This window comes from Actinoplanes subtropicus (assembly GCF_000721705.1).
GTDB classification, from domain to species: Bacteria; Actinomycetota; Actinomycetes; order Mycobacteriales; family Micromonosporaceae; genus Actinoplanes; species Actinoplanes subtropicus.
Genome location: NZ_JOJL01000045.1, coordinates 16085 through 37308, shown reverse-complemented (window position 1 = coordinate 37308; position 21224 = coordinate 16085). Strand labels below are relative to the sequence as shown.

At 71.7% G+C, this 21224-nt stretch carries 20 protein-coding genes; 10 read left to right on the top strand and 10 right to left on the bottom strand.

The window, feature by feature from the left end; genetic code table 11:
* The first annotated feature begins 104 nt into the window (after positions 1-104).
* The 4 genes from IH26_RS0145480 to IH26_RS0145465 are packed head-to-tail and all read left to right on the top strand — an operon-like array spanning position 105 to position 3228.
* Positions 105-512, top strand: coding sequence for an RrF2 family transcriptional regulator (locus tag IH26_RS0145480; RefSeq protein WP_030442536.1), 408 nt, complete (start codon positions 105-107; stop codon positions 510-512).
* 8 nt (positions 513-520) lie between these two features.
* Positions 521-1579, top strand: coding sequence for an ABC transporter substrate-binding protein (locus IH26_RS0145475; RefSeq protein ID WP_030442535.1), 1059 nt, complete (start codon positions 521-523; stop codon positions 1577-1579).
* 13 nt (positions 1580-1592) lie between these two features.
* Entirely contained in the window at positions 1593-2372 is a 780-nt protein-coding gene (locus IH26_RS0145470; RefSeq protein ID WP_030442534.1) for an ABC transporter ATP-binding protein, read from the top strand.
* Positions 2362-3228 carry an ABC transporter permease gene (locus IH26_RS0145465; RefSeq protein WP_030442533.1) on the top strand — a complete coding sequence of 289 codons (867 nt, stop codon included), beginning with the start codon at positions 2362-2364 and terminating at the stop codon, positions 3226-3228. Before IH26_RS0145470 ends, IH26_RS0145465 begins: the two co-directional genes overlap by 11 nt.
* A 105-nt stretch (positions 3229-3333) precedes the next feature.
* Here IH26_RS0145465 and IH26_RS0145460 read toward each other — a convergent pair whose 3' ends face one another.
* Positions 3334-4218 (bottom strand): hypothetical protein, encoded by an 885-nt coding sequence (locus tag IH26_RS0145460; RefSeq protein WP_030442532.1) that lies wholly within the window; start codon positions 4216-4218, stop codon positions 3334-3336.
* A gap of 50 nt (positions 4219-4268) precedes the next feature.
* A complete protein-coding gene (locus IH26_RS0145455; protein ID WP_030442531.1) occupies positions 4269-4469 on the bottom strand; it encodes a hypothetical protein in 201 nt (66 codons plus the stop codon).
* Positions 4470-4584: 115 nt separating this feature from the next.
* Between IH26_RS0145455 and IH26_RS0145450 the strand changes: the two genes are divergently transcribed.
* Entirely contained in the window at positions 4585-5298 is a 714-nt protein-coding gene (locus tag IH26_RS0145450) for a lysophospholipid acyltransferase family protein (protein ID WP_030442530.1), read from the top strand.
* Between the two features lie 160 nt (positions 5299-5458).
* On the opposite strand, the gene cspE is transcribed toward IH26_RS0145450, so the two are convergent.
* Positions 5459-5662: a transcription antiterminator/RNA stability regulator CspE gene (cspE, locus tag IH26_RS0145445; protein WP_030442529.1), complete on the bottom strand. Its 204-nt coding sequence runs from the start codon at positions 5660-5662 to the stop codon at positions 5459-5461.
* Between the two features lie 223 nt (positions 5663-5885).
* Between cspE and IH26_RS0145440 the strand changes: the two genes are divergently transcribed.
* On the top strand, positions 5886-6293 hold the full coding sequence (locus IH26_RS0145440) for a hypothetical protein (RefSeq protein ID WP_030442528.1): 408 nt from the start codon (positions 5886-5888) through the stop codon (positions 6291-6293).
* On the opposite strand, the gene IH26_RS0145435 is transcribed toward IH26_RS0145440, so the two are convergent.
* From IH26_RS0145435 to IH26_RS0145415, 5 genes are all read right to left on the bottom strand, one after another.
* Complete coding sequence (locus IH26_RS0145435) at positions 6290-9679, bottom strand: ATP-dependent helicase (protein ID WP_030442527.1); 3390 nt, start codon at positions 9677-9679, stop codon at positions 6290-6292. The two genes, IH26_RS0145440 and IH26_RS0145435, sit on opposite strands and share 4 nt — an antisense overlap.
* Positions 9676-13248: an ATP-dependent helicase gene (locus IH26_RS0145430; RefSeq protein WP_030442526.1), complete on the bottom strand. Its 3573-nt coding sequence runs from the start codon at positions 13246-13248 to the stop codon at positions 9676-9678. The genes IH26_RS0145435 and IH26_RS0145430 overlap by 4 nt, the downstream gene beginning before the upstream one ends.
* Positions 13249-13277: 29 nt before the next feature.
* Positions 13278-14300, bottom strand: a complete 1023-nt coding sequence (locus IH26_RS0145425; protein WP_030442525.1) for a LacI family DNA-binding transcriptional regulator — start codon at positions 14298-14300, stop codon at positions 13278-13280.
* A 311-nt stretch (positions 14301-14611) separates the two neighbouring features.
* Positions 14612-15160 carry an LOG family protein gene (locus tag IH26_RS0145420; RefSeq protein ID WP_030442524.1) on the bottom strand — a complete coding sequence of 183 codons (549 nt, stop codon included), beginning with the start codon at positions 15158-15160 and terminating at the stop codon, positions 14612-14614.
* Position 15161: 1 nt separating this feature from the next.
* Positions 15162-15941 (bottom strand): LOG family protein, encoded by a 780-nt coding sequence (locus IH26_RS0145415; RefSeq protein ID WP_030442523.1) that lies wholly within the window; start codon positions 15939-15941, stop codon positions 15162-15164.
* A gap of 188 nt (positions 15942-16129) precedes the next feature.
* Here IH26_RS0145415 and IH26_RS60615 point away from each other — a divergent pair, with 188 nt between their 5' ends.
* Positions 16130-16312, top strand: a complete 183-nt coding sequence (locus IH26_RS60615) for a hypothetical protein (protein ID WP_030442522.1) — start codon at positions 16130-16132, stop codon at positions 16310-16312.
* Here the strand turns inward: IH26_RS60615 and dapE are convergent.
* Positions 16309-17388: a succinyl-diaminopimelate desuccinylase gene (gene dapE / locus IH26_RS0145405; RefSeq protein ID WP_030442521.1), complete on the bottom strand. Its 1080-nt coding sequence runs from the start codon at positions 17386-17388 to the stop codon at positions 16309-16311. The two genes, IH26_RS60615 and dapE, sit on opposite strands and share 4 nt — an antisense overlap.
* Before the next feature lie 74 nt (positions 17389-17462).
* Here dapE and dapD point away from each other — a divergent pair, with 74 nt between their 5' ends.
* A complete protein-coding gene (dapD, locus tag IH26_RS0145400; RefSeq protein WP_030442520.1) occupies positions 17463-18404 on the top strand; it encodes a 2,3,4,5-tetrahydropyridine-2,6-dicarboxylate N-succinyltransferase in 942 nt (313 codons plus the stop codon).
* A gap of 27 nt (positions 18405-18431) precedes the next feature.
* On the opposite strand, the gene IH26_RS0145395 is transcribed toward dapD, so the two are convergent.
* Positions 18432-19253, bottom strand: a complete 822-nt coding sequence (locus IH26_RS0145395) for a LysR family transcriptional regulator ArgP (RefSeq protein ID WP_030442519.1) — start codon at positions 19251-19253, stop codon at positions 18432-18434.
* Positions 19254-19325: 72 nt separating this feature from the next.
* Between IH26_RS0145395 and IH26_RS0145390 the strand changes: the two genes are divergently transcribed.
* On the top strand, positions 19326-19922 hold the full coding sequence (locus tag IH26_RS0145390; RefSeq protein WP_030442518.1) for a LysE/ArgO family amino acid transporter: 597 nt from the start codon (positions 19326-19328) through the stop codon (positions 19920-19922).
* A gap of 258 nt (positions 19923-20180) precedes the next feature.
* The gene (locus tag IH26_RS0145385) at positions 20181-21206 is read left to right on the top strand and encodes a DNA polymerase III subunit beta family protein (RefSeq protein WP_030442517.1); all 1026 of its coding nucleotides are present in this window, start codon (positions 20181-20183) and stop codon (positions 21204-21206) included.
* Positions 21207-21224 lie beyond the last annotated feature (18 nt).

Genomic DNA, 21224 nt, shown 5'->3' with positions numbered 1-21224 from the left:
ACGGATCCCGCGATGCGGTCCGGCCTTGACGACCCTTTCCCATCTGATCCATTATTCCCATGCATCAGATAGGGGAAGCAGAGTTTGGGAGCGGAGGAGAACCGGTGTACGTCTCGGCACGCACCGACTACGCCGTACGGGCCATGCTCGCCATCACCGCCGAGCAGCCCGGCCTGGTCAAGGCCGCCGGCCTGGCCGCCGCGCAGGACATCCCGCTCAGCTTTCTCCAGGGCATCCTGCTCGACCTGCGCCGCGCCGGGCTGCTGCACAGCCACCGCGGGGTGGACGGCGGATACGCGCTGGCCCGGCCGGCTGAAGAAATCACGGTGGGCGACGTGGTCCGGGCCGTCGGCGGCGCGCTGACCACCGTGCGCGGGCTGCCCACCGCCACCACGACCTACCACGGCGCGGCCACCGGGCTGCGCGACGTGTGGGTCGCCGTCGAGGAAGCCATCGAGGGCGTCGTCGACCACCGGACCCTGGCCGAACTCTCCCCGATAACGAAGAACTAGGAGTGAGCATGAGCTCCCGCACCGTACGTGCGCTCGCCATCGCCACCGCGCTGATAACCGCAACCGCCCTCACCGCCTGCGGCAAGAACGACGACAAGGCCGCCAGCAGCACGGCCGAGGCGTCGACGCTCCGGCTCGGCTACTTCCCGAACATCACCCACGCGCCCGCGCTGATCGGCGTGAACAAGGGCTTCTTCCAGGACGCGCTGGGCAGCACCAAGCTGGAGGCGAAGACCTTCAACGCCGGCCCGGCCGCGCTCGAGGCGCTGCTCTCCGGCGCGATCGACGCCACGTACATCGGCCCGAACCCGGCGATCAACGGCTGGTCGCAGTCGAAGGGCACCGCCCTGAAGATCATCGCGGGCAGCACCTCGGGCGGCGCCGGCCTGGTGGTCAAGCCGAGCATCACCTCGGCCGCCGACCTCAAGGGCAAGAAGATCGCCACCCCGCAGCTGGGCAACACCCAGGACGTCGCGCTGCGCGCCTGGCTCAAGCAGAACGGCCTGAACGCCGACGCCCAGGGCGGCGGCGACGTCTCGATCCTTCCGCAGGACAACGCGACCGCGCTGCAGGCGTTCGCCCAGGGCGCGATCGACGGCGCCTGGGTGCCCGAGCCCTACTTCAGCCGGCTCCAGCTCGAATCCGGCGGCAAGGTGCTGGTGAACGAGAAGGACCTGTGGCCGGGCGGCCAGTTCGTCACCACCCATCTGATCGTCTCGCAGACCTTTCTGAAGAAGTACCCCGGCACGGTCAAGAAGCTGCTGCAGGGGCACCTCAAGGCGCTGGACTACATCAAGAACGACAACGCGGACGCGCAGAAGGCGGCCAACGCCCAGATCGCGGCCCTCTCCGGCAAGCCGCTGAAGGACAAGATCCTCGCCGCGGCCTTCCAGAACCTGAGCTTCACCGCCGACCCGATCGCCTCCTCCCTGTTCACCAGCGCCCAGCACGCGCAGGACGTCGGCCTGCTCAAGCCGGTCGACCTGAAGGGCATCTACGACCTCGGCCCGCTGAACGAGCTGCTCACGGCGGCCGGTCAGCCCGCGGTCAGCGACGCCGCGGCCTGAAGGTAGGAACAGCATGAGCCTCCTGGAACAGACCCACGTCCGTACGACCGATGCGGTTGTCCGCCTTGAGAATGTCTCCAAGCAGTACGGGTCGGGTGCCTCGGCGCTGCTGGCGCTCGACCACGTCTCGCTGACCGTCCGGCAGGGCGAGTTCGTCTGCCTGCTGGGCGCCTCCGGCTGCGGCAAGAGCACGCTGCTCTCGCTGGTCGCCGGGCTGGACAAGATCAGTGGCGGCACCTTCGACATCGGCGGCCGGAACGTCTCGCTGATGTTCCAGGAGGCCGCGCTCTTCCCCTGGCTGTCGGTGGCCGGCAACGTCGAGTTGCCGCTGCGGCTGCAGGGGGTGGGCAAGGCCGAGCGCCGCAAGCGCGCGCAGGAGCTGCTGGAGATCGTCCGGCTGCGCGGCTTCGGCGAGAAGCGGCCGCACGAGCTCTCCGGCGGCATGCGCCAGCGGGTGGCACTGGCCCGCGCGCTGGCCCAGAACGCGGACGTCCTGCTGATGGACGAGCCGTTCGGCGCACTGGACGCGATGACCCGCGACATCCTGCACGACGAGCTCGAGCGGATCTGGCGGGAGCAGGAGCTCACCGTCCTGTTCGTGACCCACAACGTGCGTGAGGCGGTCCGCCTCGGCGACCGGGTCGTGCTGCTGAGCAGCCGGCCCGGCCGGGTGATCGAGGACTTCCCGGTCACCCACGGCCGGCCCCGGCGCATCGACTCCCCCGAGGTCTCCGGCCAGGCCGCCGAGATCACCGACCGGCTCCGCGCGGAGGTGGCCCGCCATGCCAACTGAGACCACCGTCGCCGAGTCCGCCGAGGTCAACGGCCTCGACAACCTCGAGCTCGCGCCGAAGTCCGACAAGGGCACGCTCGGCAAGCGGATCTGGAAGAGCACCTGGCCCAAGCTGCTGGCCGTGGCGATCGTGCTGCTGCTCTGGCAGGTCGTGGTCTGGTCGGGGTGGAAGCCGGAATACGTCCTGCCCGGCCCGCGGACGGTCTTCGGCGACCTGAAGGACGTGATCACCACCGGCGACTTCTGGGACGGCGTGCGCCTCACCCTGATCCGGGCGCTCACCGGTTTCGGCCTGGCGGTGCTGATCGGCACGATCGTCGGCGCCGCGGTCTCCCGGTTCGCGCCGCTGCGGGCCGCGATCGGCTCGCTGATCACCGGCCTGCAGACGATGCCGTCGATCATGTGGTTCCCGCTGGCCATCCTGCTCTTCCAGATCAGCGAGAGCGCGATCCTGTTCGTGGTGGTCATCGGCGCCGCGCCGTCGGTCGCGAACGGCCTGATCAGCGGCATCGACTACGTGCCGCGAACCTGGTTGCGGGTCGGCCAGGTGCTGGGCATGAAGGGCCTCGCGAAATACCGCCACCTGATCCTGCCGGCGTCGCTGCCGTCGTTCATCTCCGGCCTGAAGCAGGGCTGGGCGTTCTCCTGGCGCAGCCTGATGGCCGGCGAACTCCTGGTGATCGTGCCGGGCGCGCTCTCCATCGGCGTCCGCATGCAGCAGGCCCGCGACCTCTCCGACTCCAGCCTGGTGATCTGCTACATCATCGTCGTCCTGGTCATCGGCATCCTGATCGACGTCCTCTTCAACACCGCCGACAACGCCCTCCGAAAGCGTTGGGGATTGACCGGCAATTAAGAGCCAGACCATTCGACCGTACGCTGGACACCAGTCCCCGATTCAGCGCCCAGCGCCGTCGTTGGTCGCCCTCCGCGCGCGGCCGCCGGGCTGTCCTGCATGGTTTCAGACCACCCGGACGCTCTGCATGACGTCATCGACCACGTAGTCCCATTGTTTATGGGTGCCGGGGATGGAGACGTAAAGGACGGCTGCGGTGGGCTTGCCGACGTCGATGACGGCGACCGCGGAGAGCTCGTCGGTGGCGGTCAGGCCCTGGGCGTGGAAGTGCAGGCGGAACTCGCTCAGGTAGGCCGGGCGGCCGCCGAGCGTGGTGAGGCCGTCCTTGATGCGGTCCAGCGTGTTCGGCTGGGGGTAGTACTCGGCTCGGACGTCGGCGGCCACCTGCTGGCCGACGCACTCGAGGTTGAGGGTCATGGCGTCGTTGTCGGCGGCCGGCACCGCGGCGGACAGGATCGACGCGTGGTAGTCGCCGCCCGCGTAGGTCTCGGTGATGAAGTGCTGGCCGGTCTTGTAGGGCACCTCCAGCGTGCCGGCCCGCCACACCTCGTCCCACGGCACCCAGGGCGCGCCATAGGCCTTGTAGGAGATGCCCGCTTCCTTGTCGACCGTGCGCGCCCCGGTCGCCGGCGGCAACGCGCTCGGCGCCTGGGTGGGCGCGGCGCTCGGCGACGAGGTCGGCTCGGGGCAGGCCTGGGCGAGCGGCGGCCGCACGTCGGTGGGCGCCGACTCCTTGCGGTGGAAGACGCTGGTGTCGCCGGAGAAGGCGAGCACCAGGATGATGGTCAGGCCGATCGCCACGATCCCGCCGGCGACGCCCGCGAAGATCTGCAGCTGGCGACGGCGGCGGCGCGGGCCATCCGGCCGGGGCGGCTCGGGCGGGGCGGAGGGCGGCGTCACCGGCGGGCCGGGCGGAGCCGTCACCATGCCGGACGCGAACCGGTCGCCGGGGCGCTGCCAGGCGAACGTCTCCGGGGTCGGCTCAGACATGAATCCCAGTGAACACCACGTACCTGAGCGCCGCCCGGACGCGGCGCGGGTCAGCGGGTGATCGTGGACGCCCCGGCCGGCTGATCGTCGACGAGGCGGACGATGTGGTCGCGGACGGTCGCGACCCGGGCGGGGGCGGGCGGGGCCGCCGGATACCACGGCGCGAAGACCACGACCAGGACCAGGGCCAGGCCCGCGGCGGCCACGGCCAGCACGAACGCCAGCTCGCGACGGCCGGGCGTGCTGCGCATGCGGGTCCTCCCCCGGGGTCTGAACACAGGCGTCACAAAGTAAAGACGCAGCCGGGGCGGGGACGGTTGCACCCCGACACAGCCGATCTTCAGTGAGTTCGGCTACCGTCTTTCCATGGAACTCGTGTATCCCCCGGTCATCGCCTTAGCCAAGACGATGTTCCGCGTGCTCGATCTGCGTATCGAGATCGACGGCGCCGAGCACATCCCCACCGAGGGCGGGGCGGTGCTGGCGAGTAACCACGTGAGCTATCTGGACTTCATCTTCTGTGGCCTGGCCGCCCAGCCGACCAAGCGTCTGGTCCGGTTCATGGCGAAGAAGTCGGTTTTCGACCACAAGATCAGTGGTCCGCTGATGCGCGGCATGCGGCACATCCCGGTCGACCGGGACGCCGGCGCGGCGTCGTTCCGCGAGGCCACCACCGCGCTGAAGGACGGCGAGGTGGTCGGCGTCTTCCCGGAGGCGACGATCAGCGAGTCGTTCACCGTGAAGGGGCTGAAGTCCGGCGCGGTACGGCTGGCCCGTACGGCGAAGGTGCCGCTGGTCCCGATGGCGGTCTGGGGCCCGCATCGGCTGTGGACCAAGGGGCACAAGAAAGAACTGACCAAGCGGCACGTGCCGGTGCTGATCAAGGTGGGTCAGGCGATCGAGATGCCCAAGGGGATCTCGCCCGACGCGCTCACCGCGACGCTCAAGGAGCGGCTCTCCGGCCTGCTGGATGCGGTGCAGAAGGCGTACCCGGACAAGCCCGCCGGGTCGGAGGATCGCTGGTGGCTGCCGGCGCACCTGGGCGGGACGGCGCCGCTGCCCGAGGCAGCCGCCGTCTGAGCTGAGCTGGCTGGCGTCGCCTCCGGCGCCGCGGGCGATCGCCCCTTCGGGGCTGATCGCGGGCCGTTGCCGGATACGGGGCACCCCGGGAGGCCCGGAACGGCGCCGCACCCCACCAGAGATGCGGCGCCGTCACATCGAGATCTGACCTTTACGAAGATCAGACTGCGCGGATGTTCGCGGCCTGCGGGCCCTTCTGGCCCTGGGTGACCTCGAACTCGACTCGCTGGTTCTCCTCCAGGCTGCGGTAGCCCGACATCTGGATCGCGGAGAAGTGGGCGAAGACGTCGGCCCCGCCGTCGTCCGGGGTGATGAACCCGAAGCCCTTGTCCGCGTTGAACCACTTCACAACGCCGGTAACCATGATCGTCTCCTCGACGGTCGATCGCTCCAGGCCATTATGGACAGGAGCGAGGTGGTAAGACCCGGATTCCCCGAGTCTCGTGTCGCCGTACTGATCGCCCGTACCGGAGAAACCCGGGTTACGACAAAAAGCGCCTTGGGCAGATAACCCCACAGGCGCTCCTGAGTACTTGGGAACCAAACGAACAACGTCCGGAGCGTAGCACGGAAGAGGGGACTCAGCGGTGATCGGCGTACAACTGGCACAGCGGCTCCGAGAGGCGGGTCTGAGCTGGAAGCCGGCTCTCGGCGACCGCTTCGCGGTTCCGGACCGCGATCTGGACGACGAGGTCTTCGTGCTCAGCAACATGACCATCCAGGTGCATACCGTGCCGGAGGGCCGCATGATCGGCTTCAACGGCACCACCGAGTGGGCCCTCGACGACGTGGAGCTGGAGGAAGCCCTCTGGCTGCCCCGCGAGGACCAGCTGCGGGAGCTGCTCGGCGGGACGTTCCGCGGCCTGCGCCGGGCGGCCGACGGCTTCGAGGTGACCATCGACCTGCTCGGCGAGGAGCGGCGGTTCGAGGGGGCGAGCGCCGAGGAGGCGTACGCCGGCGCGCTGCTCCACCTGCTGGCGGCGGCCGTCGCCTAGTCACTCGATTCGGGGACGTCGGCGAGCAGCGCCGCGAGTGCGTCGGCGTCCATCAGGTCGGCCGGGCGGACGGTCACCTGCTCGCGTACGTAGTGGAAGCCGGCCCGGACCCGGTTGATCGGCACCCCGGCCAGCGAGGCCCAGGCGATCCGGTACGCGGACAGCTGCACCGCCGCCGCCTCCGCCTCGGCGCCGCTGGGCCGCCGGCCGGTCTTCCAGTCGATCACGTCGTACCGGTTGCCCGACTCGGCGAAGACGGCGTCCATCCGGCCGCGCACCACGACACCGGCCACCGAGGTCGCGAACGGCACCTCCACCTCGATCGGCGTACGGTCGGCCCACTCCCCGGTCAGGAACGCCTCCTGCAGGGCGGCCAGCTCGTCGTCCGCGGCCGCGTCGTCGTCGGCCGCGCCCGGCAGCTCGTCGATGTCGATCAGCCGGGCCGAGCCGAAGCGCTGCTCCAGCCAGGCGTGGAAGGCGGTGCCCCGGCGGGCGTACGGCGCGGGTCGCTGCGGCAGCGGGCGGCGCAGCGAACGGGCCAGCGCCTGCGGGTCGCGGCGCAGCACCACCAGCTGCGAGACGGAGAGGTGGGCGGGCAGCGCCACCTTGACCGGGCCGTCCCGGCGGGACCGCTCGTCCCGCTCGGCCAGCAGCAGGTCGGCCTCCCGTCGCCAGCGCACGATGTCCGGGTCTTCCGGGTCGTCCGGCGTCGGCAGGCCCACCAGGTCGGCCGCGAAGCCCGCCTGCGCGGCGATCTCCGGCTCGTGGGCGGCCAGCTCGGCGAACGCGGTCGCGGCCGAGGCGTCCGGGTCGGCGATCATGCGGCGGATCAGGTCGGCGGCCGCGGTCATGGCCGGGCGGCGGCGGCCCAGCGGGTCGAGCGGCCACTCCTGCGAGGTCACCTCCTCACCGGACGGGTTGGTCGCCTCCGGGGCGGGCTCCACCGTCCACTCGGTGACCAGGCCGGCGCCGGCCTCGCAGCTCGCCCGGATCTCGTCGAGGAAGACGGACGGGCCCCGCGGCCGCTTGACGCCGTCGCCCCACCAGTACCCCGAGCACAGCAGGAGGCGGCGGGGACGGGTCACCGCCACGTACGCAAGCCTTCGTTCTTCTCGTTCGTCATGCTCCCGCCAGGCCCGGCCGAAGGCGGTGACCGCCGCCAGCACGCCCTTCTGGTCCTCCGCCTCGGAGAGATCCAGCCGGGGCAGGCCCTCGGCGTCGCCGCGCAGCGGGAACGGCAGCACGCCGATTCCCATCAGGTAGTGGTCGGTGCCGCGGACCAGGCCCGGCCAGACGCCCTTGCACAGGCCGGCCACCGAGACCACGTCCCACTCCAGGCCCTTCGCGGCGTGCGCGGTCAGGATCTGCACCGCGCCCTCGACCACGTCGACCTGGCCCGGTTCGAGGCCGCGCTCCTCCTCCTCGGCCGCGGCCAGGAAGGCCAGGAAGCCGGCCAGCGTGCCGCCGTCGGTCTCGGCCGCGTACCGGGCGGCCACGTCGCCCAGCGCGTCCAGGTGACCCCGGGCCAGGCCCGCGTCGCCGGCCCGCCAGCCGCGCACCGCGACCTCGACGTCCAGGCCGGTGGTCCGTTCGATGTCCGCGACCAGGTCGGGCAGGGGTTGGTCCAGGCGCTGCCGGAGCGCGCCCAACTCCCGGCTGTACGCGCGCAGCCGCAGATAGCCCTCGGCCGAGTACTGCTGCGGGGCGCCCAGGTCGGCCATCGCCTCGACCAGGGTGGCGTCGTCGAGCCGGTCGGCGAGCACCTCCTCCGGGTCGGCCCGGTTTACCACCTCGGCGCGGGCCGCGGCCAGCCCGCGCGCCCGCCGATGCAAGGCGACCAGATCGCGGGGCCCGATCCGCCAGCGGGCGCCGGTCAGCAACCGCAGCAGCGAGGCCCCGTCGGTGGGGTCGGCCAGCACCCGCAGCGTGCACACGACGTCGCGGACCTCGGGGGTGTCCAGCAGGCCGCCCAGGCCGACCACCTCGACCGGCAGCCCGCGGGCCCGCAGCGCCTGCTCGATCACCGCGATCTGGCTGCGCACCCGCACCAGCACCGCGCTGGTCGGACGCTTCTCCACCGGGATCTGCTCGGGCGACGCGTCGAACATCCCGGCGGCGATCCGCCAAGCGGTGAGCATCTGGTCGGCGATCCAGTCCGCTTCGTTCTGGTACGTGGGCAGCAACGCGCAAGTGACCGTACGCCCGCCCACGCTCGCCGCCACCCGGGGCGCGGCCCGCAGCGTGGCCACCTGCGCGCCGAAATCCCGCAGCGGCCGGGACAGCTCGTTGGCCACCTCGAGGATCTCGGGGCGGTTGCGCCAGCTCGTGGTGAGGGTCTTGATGGCCGCGTCCTCGCCCGCGGCCGTGATGAACTCGCCGGGGAAGCGGTCGAGGGTGCCGGCCGAGGCGCCGCGCCAGCCGTAGATCGACTGGCAGGGGTCGCCGACCGCGGTGACCGGGTGTCCGCCGCCGAAGAGAGCGTTCAGCATGGTCACCTGGGCGTGGCTGGTGTCCTGGTACTCGTCGAGCAGGACGATCCGGTACCGGCCGCGCTCGATCTCGCCGACCTCGGCGTGGTCGCGGGCCACCCGGGCGGCCCGGGCCATCTGGTCGCCGAAATCCATCGCCTCCAGGTCGAGCTTGCGCTGGTCGTAGAGGCGGACCAGGGGCAGCAGGGTGAGTCGCTGGCGCTGCCGCTGCAGGGCGTCCGAGACGTCCTTGTAGACCCGGCCCGGCAGCTCCTGCACCTCGGCGAAGAACCGGCCGGTCCAGGCGGCCAGGTCGTCCGGCGTGACCAGGTGCTCGGCGAGCTCGCCGGCGAGCGCCAGCACGTCGTCGGTGACCGTGCCGGGCGCCCGGTTGAGCCCGGTCATCTCGCCGGTGTACGACCGGACCAGCGAGTCGACGATCTGCCAGCGGGCCGCCTCGGTCAGCAGGCGGGCGGAGGGCTCGAAGCCGGCGCGCAGGCCGTGCTCGGTGACGATCCGGGCCGCGTACGAGTGGTAGGTGGCGATCGTGGCCTCGCCGACCAGCGCGTCGTCCCGGCCGAGGCGCCGCACCAGCTGGCCCAGGCGGGTGCGGACCCGGTGGGCGAGCTCGCCGGCCGCCTTCCGGGTGAAGGTGAGGCCGAGGATCTGGTCGGGGTGCGCGTACCCGTTGGCGACCAGCCACACCACCCGCGAGGCCATCGTCTCGGTCTTGCCCGAACCGGCGCCGGCGACCACGAGCAGCGGCTCCACCGGCGCCGAGATGATCTCTTCCTGCTCCCCGGTCGGCGGCGGCAGGCGCAGCAGCCTGGCCAGCTCGGCCGGCGTGTAGCGCGGTCCCGAGTCGGCACGACGACGTGGCGCCGACGGCTCGTCGGCGAAGAGGCTGGGCTGGGTCACTGCGTATCTTCTACTACCTGGCGCCCCTTGCCGGAGATCGGGCAGCTGGTGCGGACCGGGCAGACCCGGCACCGGCTGTTCGCCACGGCCGAGAACGTGGCGGCGGCCATGGTCTCGGCGGTGCGGCGGACCATCGCGTACGCCCATTGCGGGTCGGTCGCGTCGGCCAGCGGGAGTTGCATCTGCTCGCGAGCATCTTTCCCGGGCCCGAGCTGCACCAGCGCGGCGCCCCCGCTCTCGGCGCCGTGGCCTTGCTCCGCGAACGCGCCGGCCTCGACGGCGGCCTGGTAGCCGGCGAGCTGGGCGTGCTCCTCGACGTCGGCGGACGAGACGGTGGTGGTCTTGCCGGTCTTGAGGTCGATCACGACGAGCCGGCCGTTCTCGTCCACCTCGAGCCGGTCGACCCGGCCGGTGAGCTGGATCGGGCGCTTCTCGTCCTCGAGACGCACGGTGAACTCGTGCTCGATGGCGAGCAGCCGGCGCGGGTTGGCGGCCAGCCAGCGCAGCAGCTTGTCGACCATGCCCTGGGCGCGTTCCTGCTCGGGGCCGGCCAGCCAGCGGGCGGCAAGCTCGATCGCGTCGAACCGGGCGTCGACATACTCGACGAGCTTCTCCCGATCGGCGTTGGCGTCCTCGGCGAGCATGGCGGCGGCGTGCACGAGGTTGCCGACGCCCTGGGCGGGGCCGGGCGGGGCGGCGCCGCCGTGTCGTTCGAGAAGCCAGCGGAGGCTGCAGCGGAGGGCGCTCTCCATCGAGGACGGGGTGACCTTGACCGGCTCACCCTCGTCGACCAGCGGCCGATCGTCGGAGAGCGGCCGCAAGCCCCACCACTCGTCGGGATGAGCGCCGGGCACCCCGGCCACGGCCAGCCTGGCCAATTCCGCGGCGGCGGCCCACCGCCGGGCGGGCGTTTGGTCCCTTCCCACCACGACCGTACGCAGCTCGGCGACCAGGCCGGCGAGGGTGAGCGCGCGGGGTGCCCGACCCACCGGAATCTCTTCTTCGGCAACGGTCGGCGGACCAGCGTCATAGCTCGCCGCACCCTCGTCGGACGGCGCGGCCGCGTCTGACGGGCCGGCCGCGTCTGACGGGTCGGCCGCGTCTGACGGGTCGGTCGCGTCGGGGTCGGGAGGGCCGGTGGCCCAGGGGTCGGGGTCGGGCGGGCTCGGCGGGGGCGGCGGGGACTCGGGGCCGGGCAGCGGGAAGGACAGCTCGGTCAGGAAGCGGCTCGGCTGTTCCTCGCCCTCGGAGCCGCCCACGCCGGCCGAGGCCACGGCGGTGACGATCAGCTTGCGGCGGGCGCGGGTGGCGGCCACGTAGAAGAGGCGGCGCTCCTCGTCGAGCAGCGCCGAGGTCTCGCCGACCACCGCCGCGGTCCCGGTGGCGGCGCGGCCGGCCAGGACGTCGACCAGGCGTTCCGAACCGAGCAGGCTGCCGCGCAGGCGCAGGTCGGGCCAGATGCCCTCCTGGACGCCGGCCAGCACCACCACATCCCACTCCAGACCCTTGGCCGCGTGCGCGGTGAGCAGCCGGACCGCTTCGCCACGGTCGGCACTCGGGGCGATCGAGTCGGCCGGCAGGTCCTGGCCGAGGACGTGGTCGAGGAAGACCTCGGTCCGCGCGCCCGGGAGGCGGTCGACGAAGCGGGCGGCCGCGTCGAAGAGGACCACCATCGAGTCGAGATCACGGTCGGCGGCCTCGGCGCGCCACTGCCGGGCCCGGGCCACGTCGGCGTCGTCGGAGAGGCCCACCCGGGTGCTCATGCCGAACCAGCGGTCGGACAGGCCGCTCTCCCGCCAGACCGTCCACAGGACCTGCTCGGCGTTGGCGCCGGGCTCGGCGGCGGCCTCCTTGGCGGTGGCGATCAGGCGGGCCACGGTCTGGGCGGGGCGGGCCCAGCGGCGGTCGACCAGGTCCAGGCCGGCGGGGTCTCGTACGGCATCCAGCAGCAGCTCGCCCGAGGGGCGTCGGTCGCCGGCGGCCAGGGCCAGTGCGCGGAGGCCCTGGCGCAGGCGGCGCTCGGCCAGTGGGTCGGCGCCGCCCAGGGGGGAGTGGAGGAGGGCTACGGCGGCTTCCTCGGTCAGCGACTCCGTGTCCAGGGCGCAGCGGAGAAGCAGGAGGAACGGGGCGACGGCCGGCTGAAGGTGGAGCGGGAGGTCCTCCGCGTGGGTGACGGTCGGTACGCCGGCGGCGGCCAGGGCTCGTTGGAAGGACGGCAGTTGCAGCGAGGTGGAGCGGAGGACGACCGCCATCCTCGACCAGGGGACTTTGTGGAGGAGGTGGGCCTCGCGTAGGGCGTGGGCTACGTAGGCGCTTTCGGCGGTGGATGCCCGGAAAGTCCGGACAATTGCCCCCTCGGTCAGGCCGTCGGTCTGCTCACCAGGCACCCTGGGCGGGTGGCCGGACTTGGTGGGGCCCGTCGCGGCTGGGTCGTGGCTGGGCTGCTCGCCGGGCTCGGTGGGGGGCGGCGCCGGGGGGTGCATCGGGCGGTGGGTGATCGGGCCGCGCATGTGCCGGGCCACGCGTGAGGTGGCCGTGAGCAATGGCGCCGCCGCTCGGTAGTTGGTGTGGAGGGTGATCGTCTCGGCGAGCGCGCCCGACGCCGTCCGGAACTTCGCCGGGAACGCTGACACGGCGCCCGGGTCGGCGCCCCGGAAGCCGTAGATCGACGCATCCGGGTCGCCGAACGCCACCAGCGGCTTGCCGCCGCCGGCGACCTGGGCCAGCAGCTCCACCTGCGCCGGGTCGGTATCCGCCAGCTCGTCCACATACACCTGCGCCAGCCGGTTTCGCTCGGCGGCCAGCAACTCGGGATCGTCGGCCAGCAGCCCGGACGCCGCCCGTACCAACTCGGCCGGGTCATACGCCGTGGAGCCGCGCGTCGTCACGTCCCGCAGGGCCAGGACCGCGACATATTCCCTCAGGAAGCGCGCCGCCGCCGGCCAGTCGTCGCGCCCCAGGCGCTCGCCCAGGCGGGCCAGCTCGACCGGGCCGATGCCTCGTTCCGCCGCCCGCTGCATCAGGTCGCGCAGCTGCTGGGCGAACGCGCGGGTCGGCAGCGCCGGGCGCAGGCCCTCGGGCCAGCCGATCTCGTCCGGCGCATCCGGATCGGCGACCACCTCGAGGAGCTCGCGGATGATCAAGTCTTGTTCCGGGCCGGTGAGCAGGCGGGGGGACGGCTCGCCGCGCTCGGCCGCGGCGCGGCGGAGCAACGCATACGAATAAGCGTGGAAGGTCCGCACCAGCGGCTCGTGCATGATGCGGCCGCGGTCGCCCGCGATCCGCGCCTCGATGCGGTCGCGCAGCGCCATCGCGCCGCGGCGGCCGAAGGTCAGGATCAGGATGCGTTCCGGGTCGACGCCCTCGGCTATGCGCGCGGCCACCGCCTCGACCAGCATCGTGGTCTTGCCGGTGCCCGGGCCGCCGACCACGAGGAGGGGCCCGTCGACGTGCTCCGACACATACCGCTGCAGCTCGTCGGCCCGCAACGCGGGCAGCGCGGCGGCCGGGCGCCGGACCAGGCGGTAGACCGGCCGGCGCACCGAGGCGGAAGCGGCCGGCGTGCTCACGGCATCAAGGAAACCACGCGGGTACGACGTTATTCGACGGTCGGTTTCGCCACCGAGTGCCGGCGGCGGATCGGCATGGCCAGCCGGGTGATCCCGGGCTCGGCGGACGGGCCGAGCAGCGTCTCGACCGCGCGCCAGCCCAGCTCGTAGTGCGGCAGCGCGATGCTGGTCAGCTGTGGTCGCAGCCACGCCGCGAGCTCGGAGTCGTCGAACGAGATCACCGAGACGTCGTCCGGAATGGCCAGCCCGCCCTCGCGCAACGCCTGGTACGCGCCGAGCGCCACCCGGTCGTTGACGCAGATCAGCGCCTTGGGCGCGAGCCCGTCGACCAGCGCCTGGCGGACCGCGTCGTACGCCGAATCCGGCCACCAGTTGCAGTCGACCACCCCGGCCAGCCGCACCCCAGCCGTGCCCAGCTCCTCCTGGATCCCGGTCATCCTTTCCCGGCTCGCGAAGACCCCCTTGTCGGCGTGCCCGACCACGTAGATGCCCTGGCGGTGGCCGGCCTCGAGCAGCGTCCGGGCCGCGGTCAGGCCGGCGGTCAGCTCGTCCGGGATGATCGAGTGGTGCAGCGGCCGGGCGCCCCGGATCAGGCAGTTGAGCAGCACCACCGGCCGCTCGCGCAGTTGCCGGGGCAGCCGTACGTACTGGGTGAACATGCTGGCGTAGATGAAGGCGTCCACCTGCCGGTCCAGGAAGTCGGCGATCAGCCGCTGCTCGACCACCGGGTCGCCGTCGGTCTCCCCGATGAACAGCAGATGCCCGTGCGCGATGGCGGCGGCGAGGCTGCCGTGGATGGCGCGCCCGGCGTACGGGTCGGCGGCGATCGTGTCGGAGACCAGCGCGATCGTCTTCGTGACCTTCGTCCGCAGACTGCGGGCCATCAAGTTGGGCCGGTAGTCCAGCTCCTGGGCCGCCCGGAGCACCCGTTGCCGGGCGTCTTCGGAAATCCTCATGTCCTGGTGGCGCCCGGTCAGGACGAAGGAGGCCGTGCTGCGGGACACGCCGGCCCGCTGCGCGACCTGTAGCAAGGTCGCCCTTTGCGGCGGCATGTCAGGAGTGTTCCACATACGACCAGAGGCGCGAATCGAGGCGGGAACCGGGCCGTTTCACGAAAAGTAACCGGACGATTACTGATCGACATGTCTTGACGTGTCCCCCGAACGGGGAGAAGCGTCGACGCTAAACCAATTTTGCGATGGCGTGCCCCGGCGAGTTGCGACCCCGTCTGGTGACCGGCGCGAGCGCACCGAGCACGTCCGGTGAGAGCGTGTCGCCGGCGCGCCCCGGCTACCCGGCGGGCTCACCGGGGCCGAAAGTCACGCCGGAGTGTGGTGTGGTGACACCCACTCCGGCGTGACGATCACTGAACGAGCCGCTTCTCGATCTCGTCGAAGGCGTCGCCGATCGAGCGGGTGACGATCAACTGGTCGAGCGCCGCCCGGCGGACGAAGGCGGTCGAGGCGAGTTCCGCCAGCCAGTCGAGCAGCCCGTCGTAGAAGCCTTCCGGGTCGAGCAGCAGGATCGGCCGGGCGTGCAGGTCGAGGGTGGCCGTGGTCCACACCTCGAAGAGCTCGTCCATCGTGCCGAGGCCGCCGGGCAGCGTGATGAACGCGTCCGAATGCTCGACCATCAGGTTCTTCCGGGTGCCCATGTCGTCGGTGATGATCAGCTCGTCGGCGTTGAGGTCGGCCACCTCGAGATCCACCAGCGCCTGCGGGATGATGCCGAGCGTGTGCGCCCCGCCGGCCCGGGCGCCGTCGGCGACCGCGCCCATCATCCCGACCCGGCCGCCGCCGGAGACGAGGGTGTGCCCGCGGGCCGCGATCTCGGCGCCGGTGCCGGTGGCGAGGTCGATCCACTTCTGGTCGAGGGTGCTGGACGAGGCGCAGAAGACGCAGATGGCGGCCACGTCACCGCTTCCCGTCGGCGGCGGCCAGGGCGGCGTCGGCGTCCACGATGATCTGCACCGCCTCGTCCACGTCGTCGGTCACCTGGATCAGATCCAGGTCGCTCTCGCTGACCTTGCCGTCCTTCAGCAGCGTCTGCTTGATCCAGTCGACCAGGCCGGACCAGTACTCCGCGCCCATCAGGATCACCGGGAAGCGGGTCACCTTCTTGGTCTGCACCAGCGTGATCGCCTCGAACAGCTCGTCGAGCGTGCCGAACCCACCGGGCAGCACCACGAAGGCCTGGGCATACTTCACAAACATCGTTTTGCGTACGAAGAAATAGCGGAAGTCGATGCCGACGTCCACCCAGTCGTTGAGGCCCTGCTCGAACGGCAGCTCGATGCCCAGCCCGACCGACATGCCGCCGGCCTCGGTGGCGCCGCGGTTGGCCGCCTCCATCACGCCCGGGCCGCCGCCGGTGATCACCGCGTAGCCGGCCTCGGCCAGCGCGGCGCCCAGGTCGGCCGCCATCTCGCACTCGGGGCTGTCCGGCTTGCTGCGCGCCGAGCCGAAGACGCTGACCGCGGGCGGCAGGTCCGCCAGCGTGTCGAAGCCCTCCACGAACTCGGACAGGATGCGCAGCGCCCGCCAGGCGTCCTTGGTCTTCCACTCGCGCCGGTGGTGCGAGTCGAGCAGTTTCTCGTCGGCGGTGCTCGGCGGGATGGATTCGCGGCGCAGCGTGACCGCTCCGCGATGACGCTCCGGCTCGGCCCGGCGGCGTCCGTTGGTGCTGTCCGTCATGCCACCAAGGTAGTGCGGACGGTCAGTAGCCGGTGAATAACCGGTTGGGTTTCGGTAAGAGGATTGCGACCAGCGAACCTTTTTGCCAGATTGAAGCAACGGACGGTAGCTCTGACGCGTCTGTACAGTTACGAAATCGACGGCACGGCGCCCGGCCTCGGCCGGGTTCCTGGGCTTAAGGAGCCACCGTGACGAACCGATCTGAGCGACTGAGGGCACAGCGCCGCATGCAGCGGCGGATCCAACTGGTCGTCGAGGAACGCCGCCTGTCCCGCGCCGAGAGCCGGCCGCCGCACGATCCGGAGAAGACGGTGGAGATCCCGCCGCAGGCGCTGCGGGCCATCGGCCGCGTGGCGGTGCATGTGATCTAGTCAGACGGGGACGCGAGCCAGCGGTGCAGCGTCGCCGCGCCATCCCGGATCTTGCCGATCTCCACGTGCTCGTCCGGCGCGTGCGCCAGCAGCGGATCGCCGGGCCCGTAATTGAGCGCCGGAATGCCCAGCGCCGCGAACCGCGCCACATCCGTCCAGCCGAGCTTCGCCGCGGGCTCGGCACCGACCGCCGCCAGGAAGTCGCGGGCCGGCGCGGCGGTCAGCCCGGGCAGCGCGCCCGGCGCCGAGTCGGTGAGCTCCAGTTCGAAGCCCTCGAGGACCTCCTGCACGTGCTCGAGGGCCTGCTTCTCGGTCCGGTCCGGGGCGAACCGCATGTTGACCTCGACCGTGCACTCGTCCGGCACCACGTTGCCGGCGACGCCGCCGGAGATCCGCACCGCGTTCAGTCCCTCGCGGTAGGTGCAGCCGTCGATGGTGACCGTACGGGGCCGGTAGTCCCCGAGCCGGCGCAGCACCTCGCCGGCCGCGTGGATCGCGTTGACCCCGCGCCAGGCCCGGGCCGTGTGCGCCCGGCGGCCGTGGGTGCGCACCAGCGCCCGCAGCGTGCCCTGACAGCCGGCCTCGACCACGCCGTACGTGGGCTCGAGCAGCAGCGCGAAATCGGCCTCGAGCCACTCCGGGTGCGCCTCGGCGACCAGCGCGAGCCCGTTGTACCTGGACTCGATCTCCTCGGCCTCGTAGAAGAAGTAGGTGACGTCGTAGCCCGGGTCGGGCAGCGTCGCCGCCAGGTGCAGGGCGAGCGCGGCCCCGGACTTCATGTCGGAGGTGCCGCAGCCGTAGATCAGGTCATCGACGACGGTCGACGGGAAGTTGTTGTTGATCGGCACCGTGTCGAGGTGGCCGGCGAGCACCACCCGCTGTTCCCGTCCCAGATTCGTGCGCGCCATCACGGTGTTGCCATGACGGTCCACACTCAGGTGCGACGCGGAGCGGAGGACCTCCTCGACGCAGTCGGCGATCACCTTCTCGTTGCGGGAGACGGACTCGACGTCGACCAGGGCGCGGGTCAGCACGACCGGGTCGACCAACACGTCCGGGGTAAGCGGGTTGGCCATAGGGCGCACCCTACCGGGCCAGGGTGAATCGCCCTCGGAGTTAAGATCCTCATCACGTTTAGTAGGGTCTCCTCGTGGAAACCGCGATCTCGCCCGCCTGGGGCATCGGCCTCGCCACCGTCACGGCCGACGGACAGGTCCTCGACACCTGGTATCCGTCCGGCTTCCTCGGTCTCGGCCCGGCGCCGGCCGAGCCGCCGGTGCTGCCGGCCGGGCTGACCGGGCCGCGCGCGCTGCCCGGCCTCTCGGTGGTCGAGGTGACTGTCACGATCGACTCGCTGGCCGACCCGATCACCGGCGCGTCCGACGCGTACCTGCGCCTCCACCTGCTCTCGCACCGCCTGGTCCGGCCCAACACGGTCAATCTGGACGGCATCTTCGGCGCCCTGGCCAACGTCGCCTGGACGTCGGCCGGCCCATGCCCGCCGGAGCGGGTCGACGAGTTGCGCCTGCTCGACCGCGCCGCCGGCCGCCACCTGCAGGTGTACGGGCTGGACAAGTTCCCGCGGATGACCGACTACGTCACCCCGACCGGCGTGCGGATCGCGGACGCCGACCGGGTGCGCCTCGGCGCCCACCTGGCCTCCGGCACCACGGTGATGCACGAGGGCTTCGTCAACTTCAACGCCGGCACGCTGGGCGTCTCGATGGTCGAGGGCCGGATCACCCAGGGCGTCGTGGTCGGCGACGGGTCGGATGTCGGCGGCGGCTCGTCCATCATGGGTACCCTCTCCGGCGGCGGGAAAGACCGGGTCAGCGTCGGCGAGCGCAGCCTGATCGGGGCCAACTCCGGCATCGGCATCTCGCTCGGCGACGACTGCGTGGTGGCGGCCGGCGTCTACATCACGGCCGGCTCGAAGCTGACCCTGCCGGACGGCCGGGTGGTCAAGGCGCGCGAGCTCAGCGGGCAGGACAATCTGCTCTTCTGGCAGAACTCGGTCACCGGCACGCTGGAGGCGCGGCCGCGCTCGGGCACGGGCATCGAGCTGAACTCGGCCCTGCACGCGAACGACTAGCTTCTGCTCAGGACTGCGGCTTTCTGCTCAGGATCGCGGCTTTCTTCTCAGGACCGCTGCGGCGGCCTTGACTGCCGCCGTGAGGTCGCTGAGCACCGCCGATTCGATCTTCCAGTACTGCCAGTACAGCGGCACATCCAGGAATTTATCCGGAAAAAGCGGGCGATAGTGCCCGGCCGCGATGTCGGGCAGAGCGTGCTGCTCGGGCACCATGCCCCAGCCCAGGCCCAGCCGGATCGCCTCGACGAAGGCTGCCGCCGCCGGCACGTAATGGATCGGCCCGTCGGCGTCCCGCCCGAGGGACGCCAGGAACCGATGCTGGATGTGATCCTTGCGGTTGTAGACGATCATCGGGGCGGATAGATCACCGGAGCCGACCGGCAGGTAGCGCATCGCGCCCAGCGGCTCCAGGCGACAGCCCTGCACCGCCACGTGCTCGGCGGTCACCGCGGCCATCGCCGTACCGGATCGCAGCAGATCGGCCGTGTAGTCCTGGTCGTCGGTGTGCAGCTCGTAGCTCGGCCCCGGCACCGCGGCGAGCGCCGGCAGGAACCAGGTGTCCAGCGAGTCCGCGTTCACCACGATCGACACCCGGGAGCCGTCCCGGGCCTGCGCCAGCGCCTCCCGTTCGAGCAGCTCGACCTGCCCCGCGAAGCGGACCAGCGCCTCCCCCGCCGGGGTCGCCACGCACGGCTTGGCCCGGCGCACCAGCACCTGCCCCACCGCGCTCTCCAACGCCTTGATCCGCTGACTCACCGCCGACGGCGTGACGTGCAGCTGCCGCGCCGCCGCCTCGAAGCTGCCGGTGCCGATCACCGCTTGAAAGGTCGCCAACTGCACCTGGTCCACGTAAGAAAATCTAACCCAAGTTCAAAATCTTTAGTTTGCGTACGCCTAGGGCCGGCTCCTAGCGTCGTTGCCGTGTTCACCTCCGCACTCGCCGGTTTCGCCGCCTCCGCCGCCCTGATCATCGCCATCGGCGCCCAGAACGCCTTCGTCCTGCGCCAGGGCCTGCGCCGGGAACACGTGCTCGCGGTGGTGGCCGTCTGCGCGCTCTCCGACCTGCTGCTGATCCTGGCCGGCATCGGCGGCCTCGGCGCGGTGGTCCTGGCCCGGCCGAGCGCGGTCACCGTGATCCGCTGGGTCGGCGCGGCCTTCCTGATCACGTACGCCATCCTGGCGGCCCGCAGAGCATGGCGCCCCGCCCAGCTGACACCCGCCGAGCGCGCGCCCGCCACCCTCGGCGCGACGGTGCTCACCTGCTTGGCGCTGACCTACCTGAACCCGCACGTCTACCTGGACACGGTCCTGCTGCTCGGCTCACTCGCGCAGAGACACCCGCACCGCTGGCTCTTCGGCGCCGGCGCGGCGCTGGCGAGCCTGGCCTGGTTCACGGCACTGGGCGCGGGCGCACACCGGCTCGCGCCGCTGCTGGCCCGCCCGGCCGCGTGGCGCGTCCTCGACGGCCTGATCGCCCTGGTCATGCTCGGCGTGGCGGCCAGCCTCCTCGCCGGATAGCCCGCCCGACGCCCACTGCCCGCTTGTCTCGCTGAGCGAGTATCTCGCCCCGCGAGCATCTCGCCCCGCGAGCATCTCGCCCCGCGAGTATCTCGCGCAGCTAGTATCTCGCTCGGCGAGTATCTTTCCGGGCTAGTATCTCGCTCCGCGAGTATCTCGCTCGGCGTGAGAGCAGGGGTCGCGCGCAACTGCGAGCCGAGCCGGGTGCTTGACTCTCCACCTGGGTGAGACAGCAGGGTCTTTCAAGTGCGAGGAGAGATGCGCGGCATCGGCGAGGTGGCTCGGGCCAGCGGCCTGGCGGTCAGCGCTCTGCGGTTCTACGACGCCGCGGGTGTGCTGGTTCCGGCCGAGGTCGACGCGGTGACCGGGTATCGGCGGTACTCCGACGAGCAGGTTCGGGCGGCTCGGCTGATCGCCGGGCTGCGCCGGGTGGGTCTGCCGGTTGCGGAGATCGCCGAAGCGGTTCGCGAGATGGGCGAGCCGGCGGCGGTTCGGCGCCGGCTCGATCGGCATCGCCGGCGGCTGGAGGACGGGCTGGCCGACGCCAAGCGGGCGCTCCTGCGCATTCATGCCCTGCTGGATCTGGAGGAGAACCTGATGACCCGAGTCACCCTGCCCGCCGCCGCGCTCGCCGCCAGCCTGGACGCGGTGCGGTTCGCCGCCGCCGACCCGGCCGGGCTGCTGCCCGGCGTGCTCTTCGAGACCGGCGACGGCCTGCTCACGCTGGTGGCGACCGACCGCTTCCGGATGGCGCTGGCCGAGGTGGCGGCCGACGTCGAGGGGCCGCCGGCCCGGGTGTCGTTGCCGCTGGCGTTCGTCGAACGGCTGCGGGGCCTGTCCGGGGCGGTGACCCTCGATCTGGCCGAGAGCGGGGTGCGGGCCGAGGCCGGCGGGACCGTGCTCGACGACAAGCCGCTGCCGGTCGACTTCCCGGATTACCGCCGGCTCGTCGAGCACGGGCGCGAGCCGGCCACCCGCGTCACGATCGACACGGCTCGCCTCCGGGAATTGGTGGCGGCCGCACCCGGGACGCCGCGGGAGCACGAGGGACACCCGTACGAAATAGTGATCTTTGGGGTTGATCGGGACGGAAGCGTACGGCTGGCGGCCGAGAGCGAGTGGTCGGAGCAGCACGTCGCGGTGAACCGGGAGTTCCTGCTGCAGGCGCTGGACGCGGGCGGCGCCGGGCAGCTCGTGCTGGAGCTGGACGGGCCGATCCAGCCGTTGGCGGTGCGGGTGCCGGGCGAGTCGCGGTTCTCGATCCTGATGCCCGTGCGCCCTTGACGTGTCGGAGATTTCCGA